Origin of the sequence: Flavobacterium sp., assembly GCF_047602195.1 — a bacterium.
In the GTDB taxonomy this organism is placed as follows: Bacteria; Bacteroidota; Bacteroidia; order Flavobacteriales; family Flavobacteriaceae; genus Flavobacterium.
Genome location: NZ_JASGHW010000004.1, coordinates 2,774,785 through 2,794,258 on the forward strand (window position 1 = coordinate 2,774,785; position 19,474 = coordinate 2,794,258).

Below are 19,474 nucleotides of genomic sequence, written 5' to 3' on the forward strand. Positions count from 1 at the left end.
AAAGTTGGAACAGTGGTTTTTGAAATATTCGTTTTAACATAATTTTAAACTATCCAAAGTAGATCAAAACAGGTCAATGCATTGGTTTTATTACCTTTGCGTTCAAAATTTTGAAAATAATTGGGGATTGGGATTTTGTCTCGATTATAAATTCTAATTTTGGGCACTGATTTTGAAAGCCCGAAAATCCAAATTGCATTTGATGAAAAAATACCTTTCCGCATTCGTATTAGTCTTCCTTTTTTCCTTCAACACCAGGGAAAACAAAACCGCCAAGGCAGGAATCAAGATGCAGGAATTCGTCATCAGCATCTCCAAATACACCCGCGGCATCAAACCCGATTTTATCATCGTTCCGCAAAACGGCGCCGAATTGGCATTCAACAAACTCAACCCCGATGCGGGCATGAATACGGCTTATATGAATGCCGTGGACGGTTTTGGGATCGAGGAATTGTTCTTCAACGAAAAATCGAAAGTGGACAGCTACCGATTAAAAATGCTGCAGAAATTACAGCCGCAAAAGAAAATCCTCGTCTCGGAATTCATCACCAAAAGCGAGGTGACCGAAGACATCGTCGCCAAAAACAAAAAAGCCGGTTTCCTGTGTTTCCCGCGTACCGAAAAGAACGAAGATTACAAGGACATCCCTGCGATTACCGATGAAAATGCCAATGACATCACCCGACTTTCCGATGCGAAGAATTATTTGTACCTGATCAATTCATCGAATTACAAACAGCGGTTCTATTACCTCAAAGACATCGCCAAGACCAATTTCGATGTCATCATCATCGATTTGTTTTTCCACACCAAACCGTTTACCCCCGAAGAAATCAAACAATTGCAGACCAAGGCCAACGGCGGCAAACGCCTGGTATTGGCGTATGTAAGCATCGGATCGGCAGAGAATTTCCGCTACTACTGGGACGGCAACTGGATTTTGGGCGACCCGGTTTGGCTCAAGAAAAAATACGCGGGCTACAACGACGAATTCTACGTCGAATACTGGAACCCGGAATGGCAGAAGATCATGTACGGCAACAACAATTCCTACTTCAAGAAAATCCTCGATGCCGGATTCGACGGGGCTTACCTCGACAATGTCGAAGCCTACTATTTCCTGTACAACAAATAACAGCCCGTGCCTGAATTGTTCGGAAATTGTCAAAAAAAGTTTTATTTTTACCAGAGCAAAATCTTCCCAGATGGATTGCGTTATATCCTAAAAAAATGTTGAACGAGAAAAGGACACATATCGTCAAGCGCGGCAGCGGTTGGGCCGTCAAGAAAGAAGGCACGCACCGGGCCACCCGCATTTACGAGTCCATCGAACTCGCGATCCAATATGCGCAAAAAGAAATCGAAGCCGGAAGCGACCTGATCATCCACAAAACCGATGGCTCCATCGACCAATGGCTCGTAGCAAAAAGATAACACATTTCGACAAGAATGTTTTCATCAACTGCCCTTTCGATGAAGATTATCTTCCTTTGCTCAAGGTCATCCTGTATGTCATTTCCAAAATTGGACTCACGCCGCGCATCGCTTCCGAACGCAACGATTCGGGTGAGGTCCGCCTCAGTAAAATCAAGGAATTGATCCAGGAATCCAAATACAGCATCCACGATTTGAGCCGCGCCAAGTCATCTTCGGGCAACGAATACTTCCGATTGAACATGCCCTTCGAACTCGGCATCGACTACGGCTGCAAGCAATACCATTCGAAAAAAATCTACCGGACGAAGAAATTCCTGATCTTTGAAGGCGAAAAAGACAGCATGCGCCACGCCTTGTCCGATATGGCCGGAACCGACTGCCGTTCGCATAAAAACGACGCCGAAATGATTGTCACCGAAATCAGGAATTGGCTCTCTGGCGACATCGAAGATTTACTGCCACCATCGGTACTTTGGGACGATTACATGATTTTCTACACCGATTTCTACGCGCATTACCGCAAGAAAAAATTCCAGCACGAAGAAATCAACCGATTGCCGTTGCCTGAATTCCTGCGGTATTTGAAAAAGAATATTGCCTAGAGCATTTGACGCGCTTTTTCCAAATCTTCGGGCGTATCGATGCCGATGCCCACATGCGAAGTCTCGACCATCCTGATGCGTTTGCCGAATTCGAGGTAGCGCAACTGCTCCAATTTTTCGGAAGCTTCAAGCGATTTCATAGGCAGTCGGTAGAAATCGAGCAATGCCTTTTTGCGGAACGCGTAAATCCCGATATGGCGGAAATAGCGTACGCCCACATTTTTCTCCCTCGGGTACGGGATCACCGAACGTGAAAAATACAACGCAAATCCATTTTGGTCCACCACCACTTTTACGATATTGGGATTGTTGATTTCGTCTTCGGCCGTGATTTCCACCATCAGCGAAGCCAAATCGACCTTGTGGTCAAAATCATTGCGGAACACCTCGATCACTTTGGCCAGCGGTTCGGCATTGATAAAAGGCTCATCTCCTTGTACGTTAATCACGATATCAACATCCAAATTTTCCACCGCCTCGGCAATGCGATCGCTGCCTGATTCGTGTTCCTTGACGCTCATGATCGCTTTTCCGCCATTCGAAATGATCTCGTCGTAAATCAGGATCGAATCGGTCACGACAAACACGTCGTCGAACAAACCAGTATTGACCGCCGATTCATAGGTTCTGCGGATGACGGTTTTGCCACAAAGGTCTTGCATGAGTTTGGCCGGAAAGCGTGTAGATGCGTAGCGCGCGGGAATGACTGCGATGATTTTCATTTTTGGAGTAACTGAGTGCCTGAGTAGCTGAGTGCCTGAGCTGCCAATCAGGGTGGTTAATGGGTTGCTAAGTTAACGAGAATTTTTATTTTTAGAAGCTTTATCCTGCTGTTCGCTTTATCTTTTGCTCCGTCCCGAAGCGTCGGGACGGAGCAAAAGGATGCCGCTGCCATCAGGGCTAGGGCTTTGGAATTTCCATTCACTTCAAGGTCAAAACCAGCAAGCCCGCTATAATCAACACGCCGCCAAGAGCCGTTTTCCAGGTGAATTCCTCGTGTAAAATAAACAGCGAAAGCAATACCGTCACCACAATGCTGCCTTTGTCAATCAGCGCCACCTGTCCCACCTCGCCGATCTTGACCGCACGGAAATAAAAGATCCAAGACAAACCCGCCGTGATACCCGAAATAGAAAGGATCAAAATATCGTTCCACGAAAGGTTCTTGAAATCCTTGGCCGAATGGAACAGGAACGCATTGGCCGCCACGACCAGCACCACCGATACGGTGCGCACGGCCAAGCCGGTATCGCTGCTCACGTTCTTCAAACCCATTTTGGCGATGACCGAAGTGAGTCCGGCGAAGAACATCGAAATGAGCGCGAGTACGATCCAGTTTTTCATGACGCTGAAATTTAAACCTAAAGTTATTCGATTGGTTTTCTTTCAACTTACAATTAAACTTGAAAAGATTCGAAAATTAAGTCCTCAAAATTTTCTCCATCGCCTTGCCCTTGGCCAGTTCATCGATGAGTTTGTCGAGGTAACGCACCTGTTGGATCAGTTTGTCCTCGATGTCTTCTACGCGATACCCGCAAATCAGACCCGTGATTTTGGAAACATTGGGATTGATTTGTGGTGCCTGCCCAAAAAAAGTTTCGAAATCGGTTTTGCGGTCGATTTGCTGTTGCAGCGATTGTTCGTCATAACCCGTCAGCCAAAAAATGATTTGGTCGACTTCGGTCTTGGTGCGCCCTTTTTTCTCCGCCTTTTGAATGTACAAGGGGTAAACACTCGAGAAAAGCATTTTGTAGATTCGCTCTTGATTGTGCATCGTGTTGGTTTTGCTTGAATTCCCAAATGTAAAGATTTTGCCCGTCGGGTGGATTGCGCCTCATCGTTTTAACAACCGCAAAGTCGCCGATCCATTTTCGGTTGCTACCCGGAGCAGGTAAATCCCCGAAGCCAGATTTCCGATATTGCCATGGGCCGTATTATCGAAATGGGCCACCGATTGGCCAAACAGATTATAGACCTCCATCTTTAAAATAGGAACTTCTGAGACCATCTCGAAAAAGTCTTGCACCGGATTGGCCACCAGGCCCGCTATCGGTTTTGCCCCATCAGAAATCCCCAAACTGCAAACCCCATCGATGACCGTATCAAAATAAGCCACAATCTCGGGAACCGTACTGTTGGACGGCGGATAATAGCAATGCGGTGACAGGTTGTGGCATCCGCTGTAGAAATTGGTCACATTTTGCTGCGGCAACAAACTTTGAGGAATTTCAAACAAATACGGCTGGAACGCGTCGCCGGCCAAGCCATGCAAATACAGCGCATCGCCGCAGCGGTACATTTGGTAATAATGCGCAATGACGCTTTGGAACCAATACACCCAGGTCTGCCCAAAATCATCAGAATACAATAAATTGGAAATGTAATAGCCGTTGAACAGGTAAATGCGTCCGTCGAGCACTTGGATTTGGTTGATGCTTTCGGCCTTGCCATTCAAGGTTTCAGGCACGGTAAACGATTCGGGCAGGATCGGTTGCCAATCGGCGCCGGCATTGACCGTTTCATAGAGTTGCGTCGGGTGTCCGATGTAGCGGCTGCCGACCAATACATACCAATGCTGGTTGTCGATAAAATCGAAATCGCGGATGTAATAATCGGGCTCGTCTGGCTGGGTAAAGTCGTAGAGCAGCGACAGGTTGTTTTGGCTCTCGAGGTAAAGCTTGTGGCGTCCGGCCACGATGTGTGTATTTCCCAAGGCGTAATCGGTCGAATCGTTGACCGCCCATTGGCGTTGCGGATAAACTTCGATGCCCCAAAGCAACAGCAATACATAAAAAAATGGTTTCATATTTAAAATTAACCATTTGATTATTAGCCAAATACTAAAAAATGACAACTGAAGCGTCTGGAAGGATAACTGTCACGTTTCCAAAAAGGATTCCTCCTTGAACCCAATCAAATACAACTTCTCTTTCGCGCGTGTCACGGCCGTATACAGCCACCGGATGTAATCGCGGTCGATACCGTCGGGCAGATACGGCTGCTCTACAAAAACCGTATCCCATTGCCCGCCCTGCGATTTGTGGCAGGTAATCGCATAGGAGAATTTGACCTGCAGCGCATTGAAGTATTCGTTCTCCTTGACATTTTGGAAACGCTTGTATTTGTTGGGCTCGTCTTGGTAATCGAGCATGACTTCTTCGTACAATCGATTGGATTCTTCGTAGCTCAACGAAGGCGATTCGCTCGTGATCGTGTCGAGCAACAACACGGTTTCAAATGGCCGCTGGTCCGGATAATCGACCATGCGGATCTTGACCTTGGCGAATTTGAATCCGTACAGTTCGAGAATGCCGAACATTTCCAACACCTCAACAATGTCTCCATTGGCAATAAAACTGGCCGTGTCGTTGTCCTTGAGCCAGAAATAATTGTTCTTGACGACCATCAGGAAATCGCCAGTCGAGAGTTCGCTTTCCTTGTCGAGAATCCTGCTGCGGATTTGCTGGTTGTAGGCATTGGCGCGTTTGTTCGAACGCACGATAAAGGCCGTGTCCTCGATGCTGTAATTGCTGTAGGCCGTGTTGATCGCGTCCTGGATGTCGTAACCGTCAGTTAAACGCACAATATCTTTAAATCCGGAAAGGTCGAACTGGAACGAATCGATGAATTCTTGCTTCAGGATTTGGCGCATTTCGGTGGCGTTGTATAAAATGCCCGAGCCTTCTTCCTGTCGCATGACCTCGTCGAGCTCGATGTGGTCGACCGATTTGTAATAGTGCATTTCGAGCGTATCGGTGTCGAGCGCCGGGCTGATGTCAAGGTTGACGGGCGGCAACTGCGCGGTATCGCCGAGCAAAATCATTTTGCAGTTCGTTCCCGAATACACATACGAAATCAAATCGTCTAGTAACGAACCATTCGCATACATTTTCGAATCGGAATCGCGGTCGGAAATCATCGAGGCTTCGTCTACTATAAATAGGGTGTTCTTGTGTTTGTTTTGCTGCAACGTAAACGAAACGCCGCCGCCACTTTTCTTCGGGAAATAAATTTTCTTGTGGATCGTGAATGCCGGTTTCTGCGAATAGTTGGCAATCACTTTGGCCGCGCGTCCAGTTGGGGCAAGCAATACCGATTTGCATTGGATGTCAGGCAGGCTTTGGACGATCGTCGAGATGACGGTGGTTTTTCCGGTTCCGGCGTAACCTTTTAGCACAAAGATCTGGTCGCTCGTCGGGCTGGTGATGAATTGTGCGATTTTCTGGAAAAAAACATCCTGTTTCAGCGTGGGCGAAAAGGGGAAACGGCCTAAAAGGATGCGGTAGAAATCTTGGAAAATCATGGGGACAAATATAGTGGAATTTTGGGGTCGGGAAACGGGTTTTGGAAACGATTCGTCGACAATAGCCCCGATAGCAGCGGCTATCCTTTTTTATTTTCCTTTTTGGAAATAAAAAAGATAGAGCGGATAGCGGGACAAGTAGTGAACCGAAGACAAATGTTTTGCTCCTAAAAAAAATCCATCCCCAACCAAAAAATTTGTAAGTTTGCGGGCATATGCTGGTACACAACCCGAACATCACCGAGAAAGTCTACAAAAAACTGTCGATCATGGTTTCGCCAGACGGTCTGTCTTTTTGCACCACCGATACGCTGAACCACCGCGTGCTGGGTTTCCGTGAGGTTCGTTTTGATACCTCAAACAACACGCCAATCGAGGAATTGTATGGCAATGCGTTGCGCGGCCATTATGAGTTGGCCGAGAAATACGACGAAGTTTTGCTCGTGCACAACAACAACCTGTCGACTTTTGTGCCGGTAGCCTTGTTCGATGAGCATTTCCTTGGCAGCTATTTGCAGTACAATACCAAGGTGTTCGAATCGGATTTTTTTGCGTACGATTCGATGTCGGTATTTCATATGAACGCGGTGTACATTCCGTATGTGAACATCAACAATTTCTTCGTGGACCAATACAGCGAGTTCGATTACAAGCATGCCAACACGGTTTTAGTGTGGAAATTGCTCGAGGCGTCTAAGAATGTCGATGAGAAAAAAATGTTCGTCCATTTTGGCGCGGGCCGTTTTGAGATTATCGTGGTGCAGAACCAAAACCTGTTGTTGTTCAACTCGTTTGAATACCGTACGCCCGAGGATTTCATCTACTATCTGTTGTTTACGGCCGAGCAACTCAATCTGAATCCCGAATACTTCAAGCTCGAATTGCTGGGCGACATCGATGAGGCGAGCCCATTTTTTGAAATCGCTTACCGCTACATCCGCAACGTATCGCTGTTTGACGTTTCCAACACCCAACAGCACAATTCGTTTACCGAGGCCGAGAACCGCAAACATTTCATCCTGTTCCATTCATGAGGATCATTTCCGGAAAATACAAAGGCCGGCGCATTTCCCCACCCAAAAACCTTCCCGTCCGCCCGACGACCGACATGAGCAAGGAGGCGTTGTTCAACGTACTCAACAACCATTTCAATTTTTCGGGTCTCAAGGTACTCGATCTTTTTGCGGGTACGGGCAACATCAGTTTTGAATTCGGGTCGCGCGGCAGTGATAATATTACAAGTGTCGACGCCGATTTCGGTTGTATCAAATTCATCAAACAGATTGCATCGGAATTCGATTTCGATATCGCCGTGATCAAAAGCGATGTTTTTAAATTCCTTGAAAAAAACACCGCGACCTACGATTTGATTTTTGCCGATCCGCCTTATGGATTGGACCAGCAAACCTTTGAGAAAATCGTACAACTCGTTTTCGAACGCGGTCTGCTCGATCCCGACGGCATGATGGTCATCGAACATTCGAAATACACGAAGATGGAGCATTTGGAACATTTCTCGTTCCAGAAAAGTTATGGCGGTTCGTTCTTTAGCTTTTTTGAATTCGAACCAACCGAAGATGCCGAGGAAGACAGCGAGGAAGAATAATTTTTCCTACCGCAAAGAATTGACAAAAATAAAGCTTTGCGAAAAACTTAGCGTGCTTGGCGGTCAATCGTCATTTCAAATAGGCTTTTTTGATCAGGTCCAATTTCGGATAGGTTCGGTAAAACAATTCCCGGTTCACATACAGGTTCTCGTCGCTCATGGTCTGTTCGCCATAACCCGAATACAGTTTTTCGACCACCTCCATTCCTTTGGTGATTTTGCCCAAAGCCGGAAATCCCTTGACGTTTTCGAAATCGAGTGTATCCAAAACCGGGTTGTCCTTGAGGTTGATGAACAATTCGAGGTCTCGCGTGTCTTTGCCGAAACGCGCAAAACTGACCGTTCCTTTTTCGTTTTGCAGCTTGACCGGCTCATCGGGAACGACAACGGTGCGCCACTGGTTCATGACAATGGTATCAGTATTGCCGAACTGCGCGACAAAATCGGGAACGACACGGTAAAAGATGGCATTGTCGTAATAGCCGTGTTTGACGAGTTGGTACAGGCGGTCGGCGGCCTTGGGTGAAAACTCCCTTCGGATTTCCATCTCGAAATCGCCGCGCGTGGTTTCAAAAATGGCGGTAAAAGTTTCGGGGGCTTGTTCGGTGGTCCATTCTTTTTCAAATGTTGGCTTTTTACAGCCCATTAAAATCAAAACCGATGCAATTAAAAAATACTTTTTCATAACGCTTTTTTAGAATTGTTCGTCTTGTTGCGGATGGAAATCGGGCTGGGTAAAATCGCCTTCACTTTTGGAAATGACAATCGTCGCGACGCTGTTGCCAATCAGATTGGTTATGGCGCGCGCCTCGCTCATGAACTTATCGACGCCGAGCAAAAACGCCAACCCTTCGACGGGAATTTTATGGATGGCCGTCAAGGTCGAGGCCAAGACGATGAATCCGCTTCCGGTGACGCCCGCCGCACCTTTCGAAGTGATCATCAATATACCGATGATACTCGTGATTTCCCAAAAACCCAAATGCACGTCATACAACTGCGCTAGGAAAATGACCGCCATCGACAGATAAATCGAAGTGCCGTCGAGGTTGAACGAATAACCGGTCGGAATGACCAATCCGACAACCGGTTTGCTACAGCCCATTTTCTCAAGTTTGACCATGATGGATGGCAGCGCCGCTTCGGAGGAAGAAGTCCCCAAAACGATGAGCAATTCTTCTCTTATATATTTAAGGAGTTGGAGGATGCCGATTTTGTAATACCGTAAAATGCTTCCAAGCACAATGAAAATGAACAACGCCATCGTCACATAAACGGTCAGCATCAATTTGCCCAAAGGAATCAAGGTGGCCAATCCGAATTTGCCGATCGTAAAAGCCATCCCACCGAACGCGCCGATCGGGGCCAGGTACATGACGTATTTTAATCCGAGAAACACCACTTTGGAAATGCGGCTTAAAATATTCACGGCTTGCTCGCGGTGTTTGGTGTAATTCAAGAGTATACCGATGAGGATCGCGGTGAGTAAAATCTGCAAGGTCGGATTGGCCAGAAAAAATTCGAACCAACTGAACTGGGAAGCCTTGGTGTATTTTGCAGGATCTTGCAACGCCAATCCCGATTTGTCGATTTTGCCGGGTTGCAAAAGATAAGCCACCGCAATACCGATGGCCAACGCCAAGGTTGTCACGGTTTCAAAATACAACAATGATTTCACGCCGATGCGGCCCACTTTTTTCAAATCGCCCATACCCGAAATGCCGAGCACGATGGTCAGGAAAATGATGGGTGCGATGAACAATTTGATGATGTCGACAAAGGTCTTGCCGACGATTTCCATCTTCACGCCCGTCTCAGGAAAGTAATGCCCGAGCCAAACACCGAACACAATCGCGGTTAAAACCCAGAAGGTCAAATTGGTCAAAACGCGGTAATGCCAACTGCGCTTGGGTTTGGAGATGTCATTTGGAAAATGCATGGTGCAAGGTAGGAAAGATTTCCGTAAGCCGATTTTAAAATCAACAAATCTGAAATCTAAAATCTGAAATAAAAAAGCAGACCTGTAAGCCGGATTCTGTATCTTGTCTTTTGATCAACAAAACCCTTATCATTTATCTAGGCCGGCAATTGCCCACCGGCTCGATCTTTCTACCCTCCGGCAACGGGCGGGAAACCCTTCCCCGACTGATCGGGAGCCGGTATACTTGAAATTTCACCACATAGAGTTTACCTGGTTTCACTACAGCCGAACTGTACTTGCTTTCTGTTGCACTGGTCCTAACCGGAATTGCTTCCGGCCGACGGATGTTATCCGCTATGCTTCCCTATGGTGTCCGGACTTTCCTCTCCCGATTGCTCGGCAGCGATAAGGCGGTCTGCGCGGCAAAAGTACAACTTCAAATGCAAAAATTATAACTTTCTGTACAAATGATATAATTCGTCCGCGCTTTTATGGGCTAATTTTATGCTTATCAAACATCACCCGAGGCGCCGCCGAACTGTTGGAGCGCAGCGGAAAAAAAAATGCAGCATCATGGAACGTCAAATGTATCATTACGCCACGGTTTCCAAAGCCTTGGAGGAGTTGGCTAGCAAAGGTTTTAATACCGATTTCAACCTCGACGAAAAACGCATCGTCGAGCATCCGGACGATTTCGAAATCGTTCACATTTATAGGTACGAAGGGGAAAGCGACCCGGGCGATGAAGCAACTGTTTACGGCATCAAATCGAAATCGGGCGAAAAGGGCGTTTTCGTTGCGGGCGATTTGTCGGTAGGCGAAATCAGCGCGACCAAAGTACTCAACGATTTGAGCATCAAAGGAAGGGAAAATTAATCCTTCCTTTTCTTATACAATTAGGTCAATGAACCGTTTGCAGCAAAAATTGGAAAGAATTGGCAGCGACCCGAAAAGTACCGCGCAATCGGTCGGACTTCGATACGCTGCCCATTCGGCAAACGGGATTTTCCGCCTAAGAAAAAAAGAGGGTTTTGAATATGTGGATCATGATGCAAAAAAAATCACCGATAAGACCACGCTGGAAAGAATCAAAAAACTCGTCATTCCGCCCGCCTGGGAAAACGTCTGGATTTCGCCTTACGAAAATGGACACCTGCAAGTGACCGGTACCGATGCCAAAGGCCGCAAGCAATACCGTTACCATCCGAACTGGAACCAAATCAGGAACCAATCCAAATTTTACCGACTCAGGAGATTCGCGCAAGCGTTGCCCAAAATCCGGAAACAGGTCGAAAAAGATTTGAAGCGAAAAGGTTTGCCTTATGAAAAAGTCGTTGCGCTGGTGGTCGAACTCATTGAGATGACCAACATCCGGATTGGAAGCGACGCCTACAAAAAATTATACGGTTCTTTCGGATTGACGACACTGCGCGACAAACACGTTTCCTTTGACAAATCGATCGCGCGTTTTGAATTCGTCGGCAAGAAAGGCATCCAACACAAAATCAGCTTGAACAGCCGGAAATTGGTCAACCTGGTCAGGCGGTGCAAAGAAATTCCGGGCCAGGAATTGTTCCAATATTATGATGATGACGGAAAGCGCCATGCGATTGGTTCAGGCGACGTCAACCATTACCTCAAGGCCATCACGCAAGAAGATTTTACCGCGAAAGATTTCAGGTGCTGGGCCGGAACGGTGAACGCGCTGCAGCAATTCCAGGAATCCGAAAAACCAACGACGGCAACCGAAACCAAACACAAAATCATCGAAGTGCTCGATCAGGTCGCTTCGAAATTGGGAAACACAAGAACCGTATGCCGTAAATATTACGTACATCCTACCGTAATTGCCGCCTATGAGCGGGGAACGATTTGGAATTATGAGCCAAACGGCAACAATGGCCGGCTGAATCCGCAAGAAAAAGCACTCGTGCGTCTGCTGCAGACCGAACTGATTGCCAAAGCCCTCGGCTAATGTTAAGAGAAAGCTAAATAATGCTTAATCAAAAAAAAAACAATACTTTTACGTCATACCACAAATGCCAGAAAATACATGCTTAGAATTTATCCCAACGAAATCTTTCGAGAAATCGAAGTAGATTACCCGTTAAAGTACCGCTACGCGGTTTCGAACCGCGGCCGTCTCATCAGTTATTCTGAAAAACACGAAGACGGTCATGAACTCCACGGAAAGATTGACGGTTACAAAGTCTTCCGTTGCAAAATCAAGGATGCCGAAGGAAATGCGCTCCAAAAACAGTACTTCGTTTACAAATTGGTCGCCGAACTGTTCATCCCGAAAACTTCCGAAGACCAGAAACACGTGTTGCACCTCGACTTCACACGCGACAATGACCACATCGACAATTTGAAATGGGCGACTTACGAAGAAAAAATCGCACACAACAAGAAAAGTCCGCATGTGATCAGGGCCAAGCAAAAACTGCTCGAGCACAACATCAAGTCGGACGGACGCAAACTGACCGTGACCAAAGTCATCCACCTCAAGAAATTGTTGGCCGATCCGAACCGCAAGACACGAATGAAAATTCTCGCCAAGCAATTCGGCATCAGCGAAATGCAATTGTTCCGGATCAAGAGCGGCGAAAACTGGGGCCACATCAAAATCTAGCGGGGAAAACCTACCGTTAATAAACGACCGATTTTGTTCAAAACATTTCGGCCAAATTAACACATCCCACAAGCAACCAAGCAACAAATCGTTTATATTTGCTGTTCTAGATTTTCTATGGAACAATTCGTCGTATCAGCCCGTAAATACCGTCCGCAGACCTTCAAGGATGTTGTAGGCCAACAGGCCATTACCAACACTTTGCTCAATGCGATTGAAACCAACCACCTCGCTTCTGCCCTGTTGTTTACCGGGCCGCGCGGTGTGGGCAAGACGACCTGTGCCCGAATCCTGGCGCGCAAAATCAACCAGCCGGGTTATGACGATCCAAATGAGGATTTTACATTCAATGTATTCGAACTCGATGCGGCTTCGAACAACTCGGTCGACGACATCAGAAACCTGATCGACCAGGTCCGGATTCCGCCACAGACGGGACAATTCAAAGTATACATCATCGACGAGGTGCACATGTTGTCGCAGGCCGCTTTCAACGCCTTTCTCAAGACTTTGGAAGAACCGCCCAAGCACGCCATTTTTATTTTGGCGACGACCGAAAAACACAAAATCATCCCGACGATCTTGTCGCGTTGCCAGATTTTCGATTTCAAACGCATCACGGTAAAGGATGCCAAGGAACATTTGGCCGAAGTGGCCAAAAGCCAGGGTGTGCAGTTCGAAGACGATGCCTTGCACATCATTGCGCAAAAAGCCGACGGCGCGATGCGCGATGCGTTGTCGATTTTTGACCGTGTCGTATCCTATTGCGGCAACAACCTGACCCGCCAGGCCGTGACCGAAAACCTGAATGTACTCGACTACGAAACCTACATCAATGTCACCGATTTGATTCTGGAAAACAAGATTCCGGATTTGCTCATGCTGTTCAACGAAATCCTGTCGAAAGGATTTGATGCGCACCATTTTGTGTCGGGGTTGGCGTCTCATTTCAGGGATTTGCTCGTTTCGAAAACGCCAGCGACCTTGACCTTGCTCGAGGCAGGTGAACAGGCGCAGAAAATGTATGCGGCCCAATCGCAAAAAGCTTCACAGGATTTTTTGCTCAAGGGAATCGACATTGCGAACGATTGCGATTTGAAATACAAGGTCAGCCAGAACCAGCGTCTGCTCGTTGAACTTTGCCTGATGCAATTGGCCTCCATTACTTACGATGGAGAAAAAAAAAAGTTGACGGATTTATAATCCCCGCCAAATATTTCTACGGTCGCGTCAAGGAACTCGAAGTAGAATCTCCCGAAATTGTACAGGCACCCGTACCGGTTGCTGCGACCGAAACAACAGTGGACGGTTCAGCAATGCAAACTCCACCGGCAACAAACCTGCAAGCTGTTGGCAATCCAACGGAAAATAATTTGCCCCCAAGCCCACAGCCATCCAACAATGTGGAAGCTGCTGCACCTACCCGAGCCACAACCGAACTGGGCGAAGCCAAAGTTTCTGCTTTTTCGTTGTCGAGCATCAAGGCCAAACGCGAATTGCAGGAAGCCAACAAATCGTTTGTCAAGAAGGTCGAACATTTGCCGACCGAGCCTTTCACCCAAACCGAAATGCTCGAGCAATGGTACAAATACGCACAGCGCTTGGGAGACAAAGGGCAAAAGATTATGGAATCGCTATTGCTCATCAGCGACCCGAAACTCGAAGGCACAAAAATCATCCACGAATTGCCCAATGAAGGCTCGAAAGATTGATTTCGAAAGCGAAAAAATTGAACTCCAGGGATATTTGCGCGGCAAGCTCCACAACCACGACATCACGATCCAGGTGATTGTCAATGAAAGCGTCGAGAATAAATTTGCGTTTACGACCCAGGACAAGTACAACCGCCTCAACCAGATCAACCCCACTTTGGAAGTATTGAAGAAAACTTTTGATCTCGATATTTGATTTCAACAGTTTTTAACCGCAAAGATGCAAAGGCTGCGCAAAGAAAAGATGGCTTGAAACTTTATGTGCTTTGCGGTAAATCAAATTTTACCGTAATACAAAGCCTTGATGATTCCGTCTGCCAAACCTATTTTCGGCACATAAATCTGTCGTGCCCCGCTCCACTTCATCGCATTGAGGTAGACACGCAGCGCCGGGATGATTACGTCAGCACGGTCGGGGTTGAGGCCGAGTTCATAGACACGCTGTTCATAAGACATCGCACTGAGCATCGTATACTGTGAATTGATGTAGATATAAGAGAGTGGTTTTTCCTGTAGTTTCCCCGACATCTTGAACACCTTGTTGATGTTTCCACCCGATCCGATCAACGTGACCGGTTCATAATCTTCGGTATTGGTCTTGATCCATTTTTCGATTTCCTGCCACACGATGTCGTTGACCATTTCGTTGATGAGACGGACAGTTCCTACTTTAAATGACTTGGATGCAATCATCTTGCCACCCGAGAACAACGAAAATTCGGTACTGCCGCCACCGACATCTACATACAAATAGGTCTGTTCGGTGCGCACCAGGTGGTGCAGGTCGGTTGAGGCGATGATGGCCGCCTCGGTTTTGCCATCGATGATTTCGATTTCGATTCCCGATTCCTGGCGTACGATGTCGACAACTTCCCTTCCGTTGTAAGCCTCGCGCATCGCAGAGGTCGCACAAGCCTTGTACTGCTCGACCTTGTGCACTTTCATCAAAAGGCTGTAGGCTTTCATCGCGTCGATCATGCGCTGGATGTTCTCATCCGAAATTTCACCGACGGTAAAGGCATCCTGTCCCAAACGGATCGGCACACGAACCAGTGAACTTTTGCTGAATTGCGTTTCTTTTCCGACTTCTTCTATAATGTTGGCCACCAGCAACCGCATCGCGTTGGAACCGATGTCGATCGCTGCATATTTCTTAATGTTGATCATTGTAATGTGTCAATGAGAAAATTAGCAAATTAGAAAATTGGTTTCGCGGATAAAAGAATTTCTATTTTCCAGTCGCACCCCAAATTATCTCATTTTCTAATTATCTAATGGTCTAATTATGATTTTCTAATTTTCTAATTCTTTTACCGTTTCGGCCACGACATCGAGACGATTTCGGTAATAATTAAAGGTTTCCAGTTGCGCGCGGAAAATAGGGTTTTGTCCGCGTACCCGGTACTTGTTGTCGAGTTTCTCCGAATGGAAACGCGCCTTGACATTTCCTTTCCAACCGATATCGAAGACATCGATGAGTTCATTCTTGATGTCCTTGTCGTAAATCGGACAGGTCACTTCTACCCTGCCGTCGAGGTTCCGCGTCATAAAATCGGCCGAAGAAATATAAACATCCGGTTCATTATTGTTGCAGAAAATATAGATGCGCGCGTGCTCGAGGTAGTTGTCGACGATGCTGATCGCCTCGATATTTTCACTCATGCCCGGTATGCCCGGAATCAGCGAACAGATGCCGCGCACCTGCAAACGGATCTTGACCCCGGCACGGCTCGCGTCGTACAATTTGTCGATGATGTCGAAATCGGACAGGCTGTTCATCTTGAGCTTCATGTAGGCCGGACGCCCGAGATTGGCGTTCATGATTTCGCGGTCGATGAGTTTATAGAATTTGCTTCGCGTGTAATGCGGCGAAACGATCAAATGCTTGTAGCGGTGGATGCGGAAGTTGACATCGAAGAAATCAAAAATCTTGTCGATGTCCTTGAGTATCTGCTGGTGTGCCGTGAATAAAGTCACATCGGTGTAGACGCGTGCGGTCGCCTCGTTGAAATTCCCGGTAGAGATAAATCCATAACGGCGCAATTTGCCGCCTTCCTCGATGCGGTCGATCACACATATTTTACTGTGTACTTTGAGTCCCTTGATTCCGAAAATAAGGTTGATGCCTTCGGTTTGCATCTGCTCGGCATACGAGATGTTGCTGGCCTCGTCGAACCTGGCCTGCAACTCGATCTGCACGGTGACTTTCTTGCCGTTCTTGGCCGCATTGATCAATGAACTGATGATCTGCGAGTTCTTGGCCAGACGGTATAAAGTGATCTTGATGGCCGTGACTTTCGGGTCGAGCGCGGCTTCCCTTAAGAACTTGATTAGGTACGAAAATGACTGGTACGGTGCGTTGACGAGGTAATCTTTCTTGGCGATTTTATCGAGGATACTGCCGTCGAGGCTGAGCCCGCGGATCGGCAACGGTTCGTTCCAATGGTACAAAAGGTCAAATCTTCCGAGGTTCGGGAAGTTCATGTAATCGCGTCGGTTGTGGTAGCGTCCGCCCGGAATGATGCTGTCGGTAGAGTCGATGCCCATCTTGGACAGGAAGAATTTGAGCGTATCCTTGCCGATGGATTGGTCGTACACAAAACGCACGGGTTCGCCTACGAGACGGTCGCGTACGCCGGTCGAGATCTTTTCCATGAGCGATTTGCTTTGATCGGAATCGATGTCGAGCTGCGCATCACGCGTGATCTTGATCATATGCGCCTTGACGCTTTCGTAGTCGAAAATGTTGAAGATGCTGCTCAGGTTGTAACGGATCACATCGTCGAGGAACATGATGTATTGCTTGTCGTCGTTCGATGGCAACACCACAAAACGGTTGATCGTCTTGGGCAATTCAATCAGCGCATAACGCACTTCCTGCTTGACCTTGACCAGGTTGAGCAACGATTTTTCCTGCTTGGGCTTCATGACCAATTTGACAGCCAGATAACCCGAAGTATCTTTCAATAACGGGAATTCGGCGAGATCGTTCAAGATGATGGTCACGAGCGCCGGGCTGACTTTCTGGATGAAAAAATCCTTGATGAACGTTTCCTGTTCGGGCGAGAGTTCCTTTTCATTGACCATGAAAATATTCTCCTGCTGGAGCTTCTTTTCGATGATGCTCAGGATGCGCAAACTTTCGGATTGTTGTTGGATGACGGTATCGGTGATTTCCTTGAGCAACTGTTTGGCGCTCACACCGCCGAGTTCCTTTTCACCCGATTTACCGGACAAACTCAAGCGACGAATCGCGGCAAAACGCACACGGAAGAACTCATCGAGGTTGTTGGAAAAAATCCCTAAAAAACGGAGCCGGTCGAGCAACGGCACAGCGTCGTCTCCGGCTTCTTGTAATACTCTTGCGTTAAAGGCCAACCAGCTTTTTTCGCGGTCAATATATCTGTTTTCTGACACTTAGGTTTGTTTTGATTCTTTGAGATGTTTGGGAAACAGCGCCTTTTCGGTTTTGCCCTTGGCCAGCGTCTCCCAGTTTTCGGTATCGAATTTAATCGAAACGAAGCCCGAAGTAGGCACATTGTCGATGTAAATGTCCCCAAATTTATTAACAAAATTCGTAATGGCCTCATTGTGCCCGAAAAGAATAACATTATCATAATGGTTGCTGCACGATTTCACTATATTTTCGAGCTCGCGCTCGTCAAAGGTGTACAGTTCTTCCTTAAATATAATGTTCTCTACGGGGTAGGAAATATTCTGGGCAAAAATCATCGCCGTTTCGGAGGCACGCGAGGCAGTACTGCTCCAGATCAGGAAGGCTTTGGGTAAATATTTCTGGCAATTCATCGATACCAGGTGGGCGTCGTGGATGCCCCTGGTGTCCAGCGGACGATCGATGTCCCTGAGTGGTGCTTCCCAACTCGATTTGGCGTGTCTGATTAAGATTAGATTTTTCATTATTAGTAGCTTAGGTGTGTTGTTAAAAAAAGTGGTGTGTTTTATTACTTGTAATTTACAAAATTAATTTTGGATGAAAACGTTAAAAGATTACAAAAAAGCCCAAAGCTTCTGGGCTTTAATAATTGTAATTTTTTTCGGGCTATTTTAATGTTAAAAATGCCGTTCATCCGATAAAAATATATTCACATCTGGTTTTATTTTTTTTAACACATTCCTTTTTTTGAATATCGATTTTTGAGTCGTAACTGCAACATTCGTTTAAATGTTATCAACAAATACTTGTTTATTAATTATTGTAAGATTATAAATACAATATATGTTAATTAACGTATTTTATCTAAGTTTTTTGCATTTTATCGATGTTTTTCTTGGTCAGTAATTTTTAAAAATATAGTTTTGGTTTGGTTAATAGCGAAAAAATGATGCAAAACCAAAAAATATTGTGTGTCATTCGTCGATTTTTTAACTGAAAACTGAACGTGAAAAAAGGCCATTTTCAGGAAAATTTGGGTAAAAAGAATGTTAATTTTTGGAAAAAAATGACACTTGAACGAGTTTTCCGGTTGTTGGTGGAAAAAATGATAGTAAAATGGTTTATGTAAGTAATTTAGCCCAAAATAATTTCTTGGCGTCCGTGTGTCCCAAAAAGTTATTTCAAAAAAATACATCAGAGAATATTAATGAATCAAAATTATTAATGTCATGAAAAATTACGCCCCAAACGAATTTATTAACCAATCCAACAATGTTCTATTGTTACAAAATCCCCTAATTTTAATGATGAGAAAACTACTACTACTGCTGGTATTTATGCTTTTTGCCGTAAATACTTCAGCACAGGATTCCAGAAATTCCGGTTCGGGAGTGATGGAAATCAAAGCGTTCATCGCCTCCCTAAGGGCGAATGAGACGGCCTCCAGGAATTCGAATTCGAATGCCTATTCGCCAGCGCAAAGCGTGGAAGACTTGGTCTACAAGCTCCAGCCATCGCAGTACCTCAAAAACGGTATGGTGAAAACCTATGGCGAAAAACCGAGACATCTGTTCCTCGACAAGCAGTCGTTGAACGGATTAAACAATCCGGCGTTGCTCAAAAACAACATCGACATTGTTACGATCAGAATTAATAGTGCTAATGATTTGATTGGAACTATTGATTTATCCTTGTTCTCAAGTTTCAAAAGCTTAAAGTATGTACACATCGTTTCGGCGGTGCCTGCGACTTCTTCGCAGTTGTCCAATTTGGTCAGCAACGCTGAGGAGCGCCTGTCTGTATTTTATTCAATCGAGAATGGTGAGAGAAATCAATAATCATTGATATAAAAGAAAAGAGAATC

Annotated in this window: 22 protein-coding genes and 1 other RNA gene; 12 read left to right on the forward strand and 11 right to left on the reverse strand. The window is 46.2% G+C overall.

Annotation, left to right across the window (positions count from 1 at the left end):
* Positions 1 to 202 precede the first annotated feature (202 nt).
* The 3 genes from QM717_RS18760 (at position 203) to QM717_RS18770 (ending at position 2,042) form a co-directional block, all read left to right on the forward strand.
* A complete protein-coding gene (locus QM717_RS18760; protein ID WP_415039860.1) occupies positions 203 to 1,138 on the forward strand; it encodes an endo alpha-1,4 polygalactosaminidase in 936 nt (311 codons plus the stop codon).
* 95 nt (positions 1,139 to 1,233) lie between these two features.
* Positions 1,234 to 1,437 (forward strand): DUF2188 domain-containing protein, encoded by a 204-nt coding sequence (locus tag QM717_RS18765; RefSeq protein ID WP_415039862.1) that lies wholly within the window; start codon positions 1,234 to 1,236, stop codon positions 1,435 to 1,437.
* Positions 1,416 to 2,042, forward strand: coding sequence for a hypothetical protein (locus QM717_RS18770; RefSeq protein ID WP_415039864.1), 627 nt, complete (start codon positions 1,416 to 1,418; stop codon positions 2,040 to 2,042). Before QM717_RS18765 ends, QM717_RS18770 begins: the two co-directional genes overlap by 22 nt.
* Here the strand turns inward: QM717_RS18770 and kdsB are convergent.
* From kdsB to QM717_RS18795, 5 genes are all read right to left on the reverse strand, one after another.
* Positions 2,039 to 2,764, reverse strand: coding sequence for a 3-deoxy-manno-octulosonate cytidylyltransferase (gene kdsB, locus QM717_RS18775; RefSeq protein ID WP_415039866.1), 726 nt, complete (start codon positions 2,762 to 2,764; stop codon positions 2,039 to 2,041). The genes QM717_RS18770 and kdsB overlap by 4 nt on opposite strands.
* Positions 2,765 to 2,963: 199 nt before the next feature.
* Complete coding sequence (locus tag QM717_RS18780) at positions 2,964 to 3,386, reverse strand: EamA family transporter (RefSeq protein ID WP_415039868.1); 423 nt, start codon at positions 3,384 to 3,386, stop codon at positions 2,964 to 2,966.
* Between the two features lie 76 nt (positions 3,387 to 3,462).
* Positions 3,463 to 3,816 (reverse strand): DUF2200 domain-containing protein, encoded by a 354-nt coding sequence (locus tag QM717_RS18785; RefSeq protein WP_415039870.1) that lies wholly within the window; start codon positions 3,814 to 3,816, stop codon positions 3,463 to 3,465.
* A 60-nt stretch (positions 3,817 to 3,876) separates the two neighbouring features.
* The gene (locus QM717_RS18790) at positions 3,877 to 4,848 is read right to left on the reverse strand and encodes a T9SS type A sorting domain-containing protein (RefSeq protein ID WP_415039872.1); all 972 of its coding nucleotides are present in this window, start codon (positions 4,846 to 4,848) and stop codon (positions 3,877 to 3,879) included.
* A gap of 72 nt (positions 4,849 to 4,920) precedes the next feature.
* The gene (locus QM717_RS18795; RefSeq protein WP_415039874.1) at positions 4,921 to 6,345 is read right to left on the reverse strand and encodes an ATP-dependent DNA helicase; all 1,425 of its coding nucleotides are present in this window, start codon (positions 6,343 to 6,345) and stop codon (positions 4,921 to 4,923) included.
* Between the two features lie 215 nt (positions 6,346 to 6,560).
* On the opposite strand from QM717_RS18795, the gene QM717_RS18800 reads away from it, so the two are divergent.
* Together QM717_RS18800 and rsmD are read left to right on the forward strand one after the other, a co-directional pair.
* Positions 6,561 to 7,379: a DUF3822 family protein gene (locus tag QM717_RS18800; protein WP_415039876.1), complete on the forward strand. Its 819-nt coding sequence runs from the start codon at positions 6,561 to 6,563 to the stop codon at positions 7,377 to 7,379.
* Complete coding sequence (gene rsmD / locus QM717_RS18805) at positions 7,376 to 7,951, forward strand: 16S rRNA (guanine(966)-N(2))-methyltransferase RsmD (protein WP_415039878.1); 576 nt, start codon at positions 7,376 to 7,378, stop codon at positions 7,949 to 7,951. The genes QM717_RS18800 and rsmD overlap by 4 nt, the downstream gene beginning before the upstream one ends.
* 70 nt (positions 7,952 to 8,021) lie before the next feature.
* On the opposite strand, the gene QM717_RS18810 is transcribed toward rsmD, so the two are convergent.
* The 3 genes from QM717_RS18810 to rnpB all read right to left on the reverse strand — a co-directional run bounded on the left by QM717_RS18810 (position 8,022) and on the right by rnpB (position 10,294).
* Positions 8,022 to 8,636 carry a peptidylprolyl isomerase gene (locus QM717_RS18810; protein WP_415039880.1) on the reverse strand — a complete coding sequence of 205 codons (615 nt, stop codon included), beginning with the start codon at positions 8,634 to 8,636 and terminating at the stop codon, positions 8,022 to 8,024.
* 9 nt (positions 8,637 to 8,645) lie between these two features.
* The gene (locus QM717_RS18815; RefSeq protein WP_415039882.1) at positions 8,646 to 9,890 is read right to left on the reverse strand and encodes a cation:dicarboxylate symporter family transporter; all 1,245 of its coding nucleotides are present in this window, start codon (positions 9,888 to 9,890) and stop codon (positions 8,646 to 8,648) included.
* 69 nt (positions 9,891 to 9,959) lie between these two features.
* An RNA gene (rnpB, locus tag QM717_RS18820) (RNase P RNA component class A) lies at positions 9,960 to 10,294 on the reverse strand.
* A 151-nt stretch (positions 10,295 to 10,445) separates the two neighbouring features.
* Between rnpB and QM717_RS18825 the strand changes: the two genes are divergently transcribed.
* From QM717_RS18825 to QM717_RS18850, 6 genes are all read left to right on the forward strand, one after another.
* Positions 10,446 to 10,748 (forward strand): hypothetical protein, encoded by a 303-nt coding sequence (locus tag QM717_RS18825; RefSeq protein ID WP_415039884.1) that lies wholly within the window; start codon positions 10,446 to 10,448, stop codon positions 10,746 to 10,748.
* A 49-nt stretch (positions 10,749 to 10,797) separates the two neighbouring features.
* The gene (locus QM717_RS18830) at positions 10,798 to 11,847 is read left to right on the forward strand and encodes a DNA topoisomerase IB (protein ID WP_415039886.1); all 1,050 of its coding nucleotides are present in this window, start codon (positions 10,798 to 10,800) and stop codon (positions 11,845 to 11,847) included.
* A 78-nt stretch (positions 11,848 to 11,925) separates the two neighbouring features.
* On the forward strand, positions 11,926 to 12,504 hold the full coding sequence (locus QM717_RS18835; protein WP_415039888.1) for a hypothetical protein: 579 nt from the start codon (positions 11,926 to 11,928) through the stop codon (positions 12,502 to 12,504).
* Between the two features lie 117 nt (positions 12,505 to 12,621).
* Entirely contained in the window at positions 12,622 to 13,707 is a 1,086-nt protein-coding gene (dnaX, locus tag QM717_RS18840) for a DNA polymerase III subunit gamma/tau (RefSeq protein ID WP_415039889.1), read from the forward strand.
* A gap of 200 nt (positions 13,708 to 13,907) precedes the next feature.
* Complete coding sequence (locus tag QM717_RS18845; protein ID WP_415039890.1) at positions 13,908 to 14,216, forward strand: hypothetical protein; 309 nt, start codon at positions 13,908 to 13,910, stop codon at positions 14,214 to 14,216.
* Complete coding sequence (locus QM717_RS18850; protein ID WP_415039892.1) at positions 14,197 to 14,412, forward strand: hypothetical protein; 216 nt, start codon at positions 14,197 to 14,199, stop codon at positions 14,410 to 14,412. The genes QM717_RS18845 and QM717_RS18850 overlap by 20 nt, the downstream gene beginning before the upstream one ends.
* A gap of 80 nt (positions 14,413 to 14,492) precedes the next feature.
* Here the strand turns inward: QM717_RS18850 and QM717_RS18855 are convergent, their stop codons facing one another.
* From QM717_RS18855 to QM717_RS18865, 3 genes are all read right to left on the reverse strand, one after another.
* Positions 14,493 to 15,383: a Ppx/GppA phosphatase family protein gene (locus tag QM717_RS18855; protein WP_415039894.1), complete on the reverse strand. Its 891-nt coding sequence runs from the start codon at positions 15,381 to 15,383 to the stop codon at positions 14,493 to 14,495.
* Positions 15,384 to 15,509: 126 nt separating this feature from the next.
* Positions 15,510 to 17,633 carry a polyphosphate kinase 1 gene (gene ppk1 / locus QM717_RS18860; protein ID WP_415039896.1) on the reverse strand — a complete coding sequence of 708 codons (2,124 nt, stop codon included), beginning with the start codon at positions 17,631 to 17,633 and terminating at the stop codon, positions 15,510 to 15,512.
* Complete coding sequence (locus tag QM717_RS18865) at positions 17,634 to 18,134, reverse strand: SixA phosphatase family protein (RefSeq protein ID WP_415039898.1); 501 nt, start codon at positions 18,132 to 18,134, stop codon at positions 17,634 to 17,636.
* Between the two features lie 783 nt (positions 18,135 to 18,917).
* On the opposite strand from QM717_RS18865, the gene QM717_RS18870 reads away from it, so the two are divergent.
* A complete protein-coding gene (locus QM717_RS18870; protein WP_415039900.1) occupies positions 18,918 to 19,448 on the forward strand; it encodes a hypothetical protein in 531 nt (176 codons plus the stop codon).
* The last annotated feature ends 26 nt before the right edge of the window (positions 19,449 to 19,474 follow it).

Bases quoted from the DNA above. Each gene is read 5' to 3' on its own strand.
- QM717_RS18865 (WP_415039898.1), bottom strand. From the start codon at position 18,134: ATGAAAAATCTAATCTTAATCAGACACGCCAAATCGAGTTGGGAAGCA.
- QM717_RS18855 (WP_415039894.1), bottom strand. From the start codon at position 15,383: ATGATCAACATTAAGAAATATGCAGCGATCGACATCGGTTCCAACGCG.
- rsmD (WP_415039878.1), top strand. From the start codon at position 7,376: ATGAGGATCATTTCCGGAAAATACAAAGGCCGGCGCATTTCCCCACCC.
- QM717_RS18835 (WP_415039888.1), top strand. From the start codon at position 11,926: ATGCTTAGAATTTATCCCAACGAAATCTTTCGAGAAATCGAAGTAGAT.
- QM717_RS18810 (WP_415039880.1), bottom strand. From the start codon at position 8,636: ATGAAAAAGTATTTTTTAATTGCATCGGTTTTGATTTTAATGGGCTGT.
- QM717_RS18870 (WP_415039900.1), top strand. From the start codon at position 18,918: ATGAGAAAACTACTACTACTGCTGGTATTTATGCTTTTTGCCGTAAAT.
- QM717_RS18785 (WP_415039870.1), bottom strand. From the start codon at position 3,816: ATGCACAATCAAGAGCGAATCTACAAAATGCTTTTCTCGAGTGTTTAC.
- QM717_RS18760 (WP_415039860.1), top strand. From the start codon at position 203: ATGAAAAAATACCTTTCCGCATTCGTATTAGTCTTCCTTTTTTCCTTC.
- QM717_RS18850 (WP_415039892.1), top strand. From the start codon at position 14,197: ATGAAGGCTCGAAAGATTGATTTCGAAAGCGAAAAAATTGAACTCCAG.
- QM717_RS18780 (WP_415039868.1), bottom strand. From the start codon at position 3,386: ATGAAAAACTGGATCGTACTCGCGCTCATTTCGATGTTCTTCGCCGGA.
- kdsB (WP_415039866.1), bottom strand. From the start codon at position 2,764: ATGAAAATCATCGCAGTCATTCCCGCGCGCTACGCATCTACACGCTTT.
- QM717_RS18825 (WP_415039884.1), top strand. From the start codon at position 10,446: ATGGAACGTCAAATGTATCATTACGCCACGGTTTCCAAAGCCTTGGAG.
- QM717_RS18765 (WP_415039862.1), top strand. From the start codon at position 1,234: ATGTTGAACGAGAAAAGGACACATATCGTCAAGCGCGGCAGCGGTTGG.
- QM717_RS18770 (WP_415039864.1), top strand. From the start codon at position 1,416: ATGGCTCGTAGCAAAAAGATAACACATTTCGACAAGAATGTTTTCATC.
- QM717_RS18790 (WP_415039872.1), bottom strand. From the start codon at position 4,848: ATGAAACCATTTTTTTATGTATTGCTGTTGCTTTGGGGCATCGAAGTT.
- QM717_RS18815 (WP_415039882.1), bottom strand. From the start codon at position 9,890: ATGCATTTTCCAAATGACATCTCCAAACCCAAGCGCAGTTGGCATTAC.
- QM717_RS18800 (WP_415039876.1), top strand. From the start codon at position 6,561: ATGCTGGTACACAACCCGAACATCACCGAGAAAGTCTACAAAAAACTG.
- QM717_RS18795 (WP_415039874.1), bottom strand. From the start codon at position 6,345: ATGATTTTCCAAGATTTCTACCGCATCCTTTTAGGCCGTTTCCCCTTT.
- dnaX (WP_415039889.1), top strand. From the start codon at position 12,622: ATGGAACAATTCGTCGTATCAGCCCGTAAATACCGTCCGCAGACCTTC.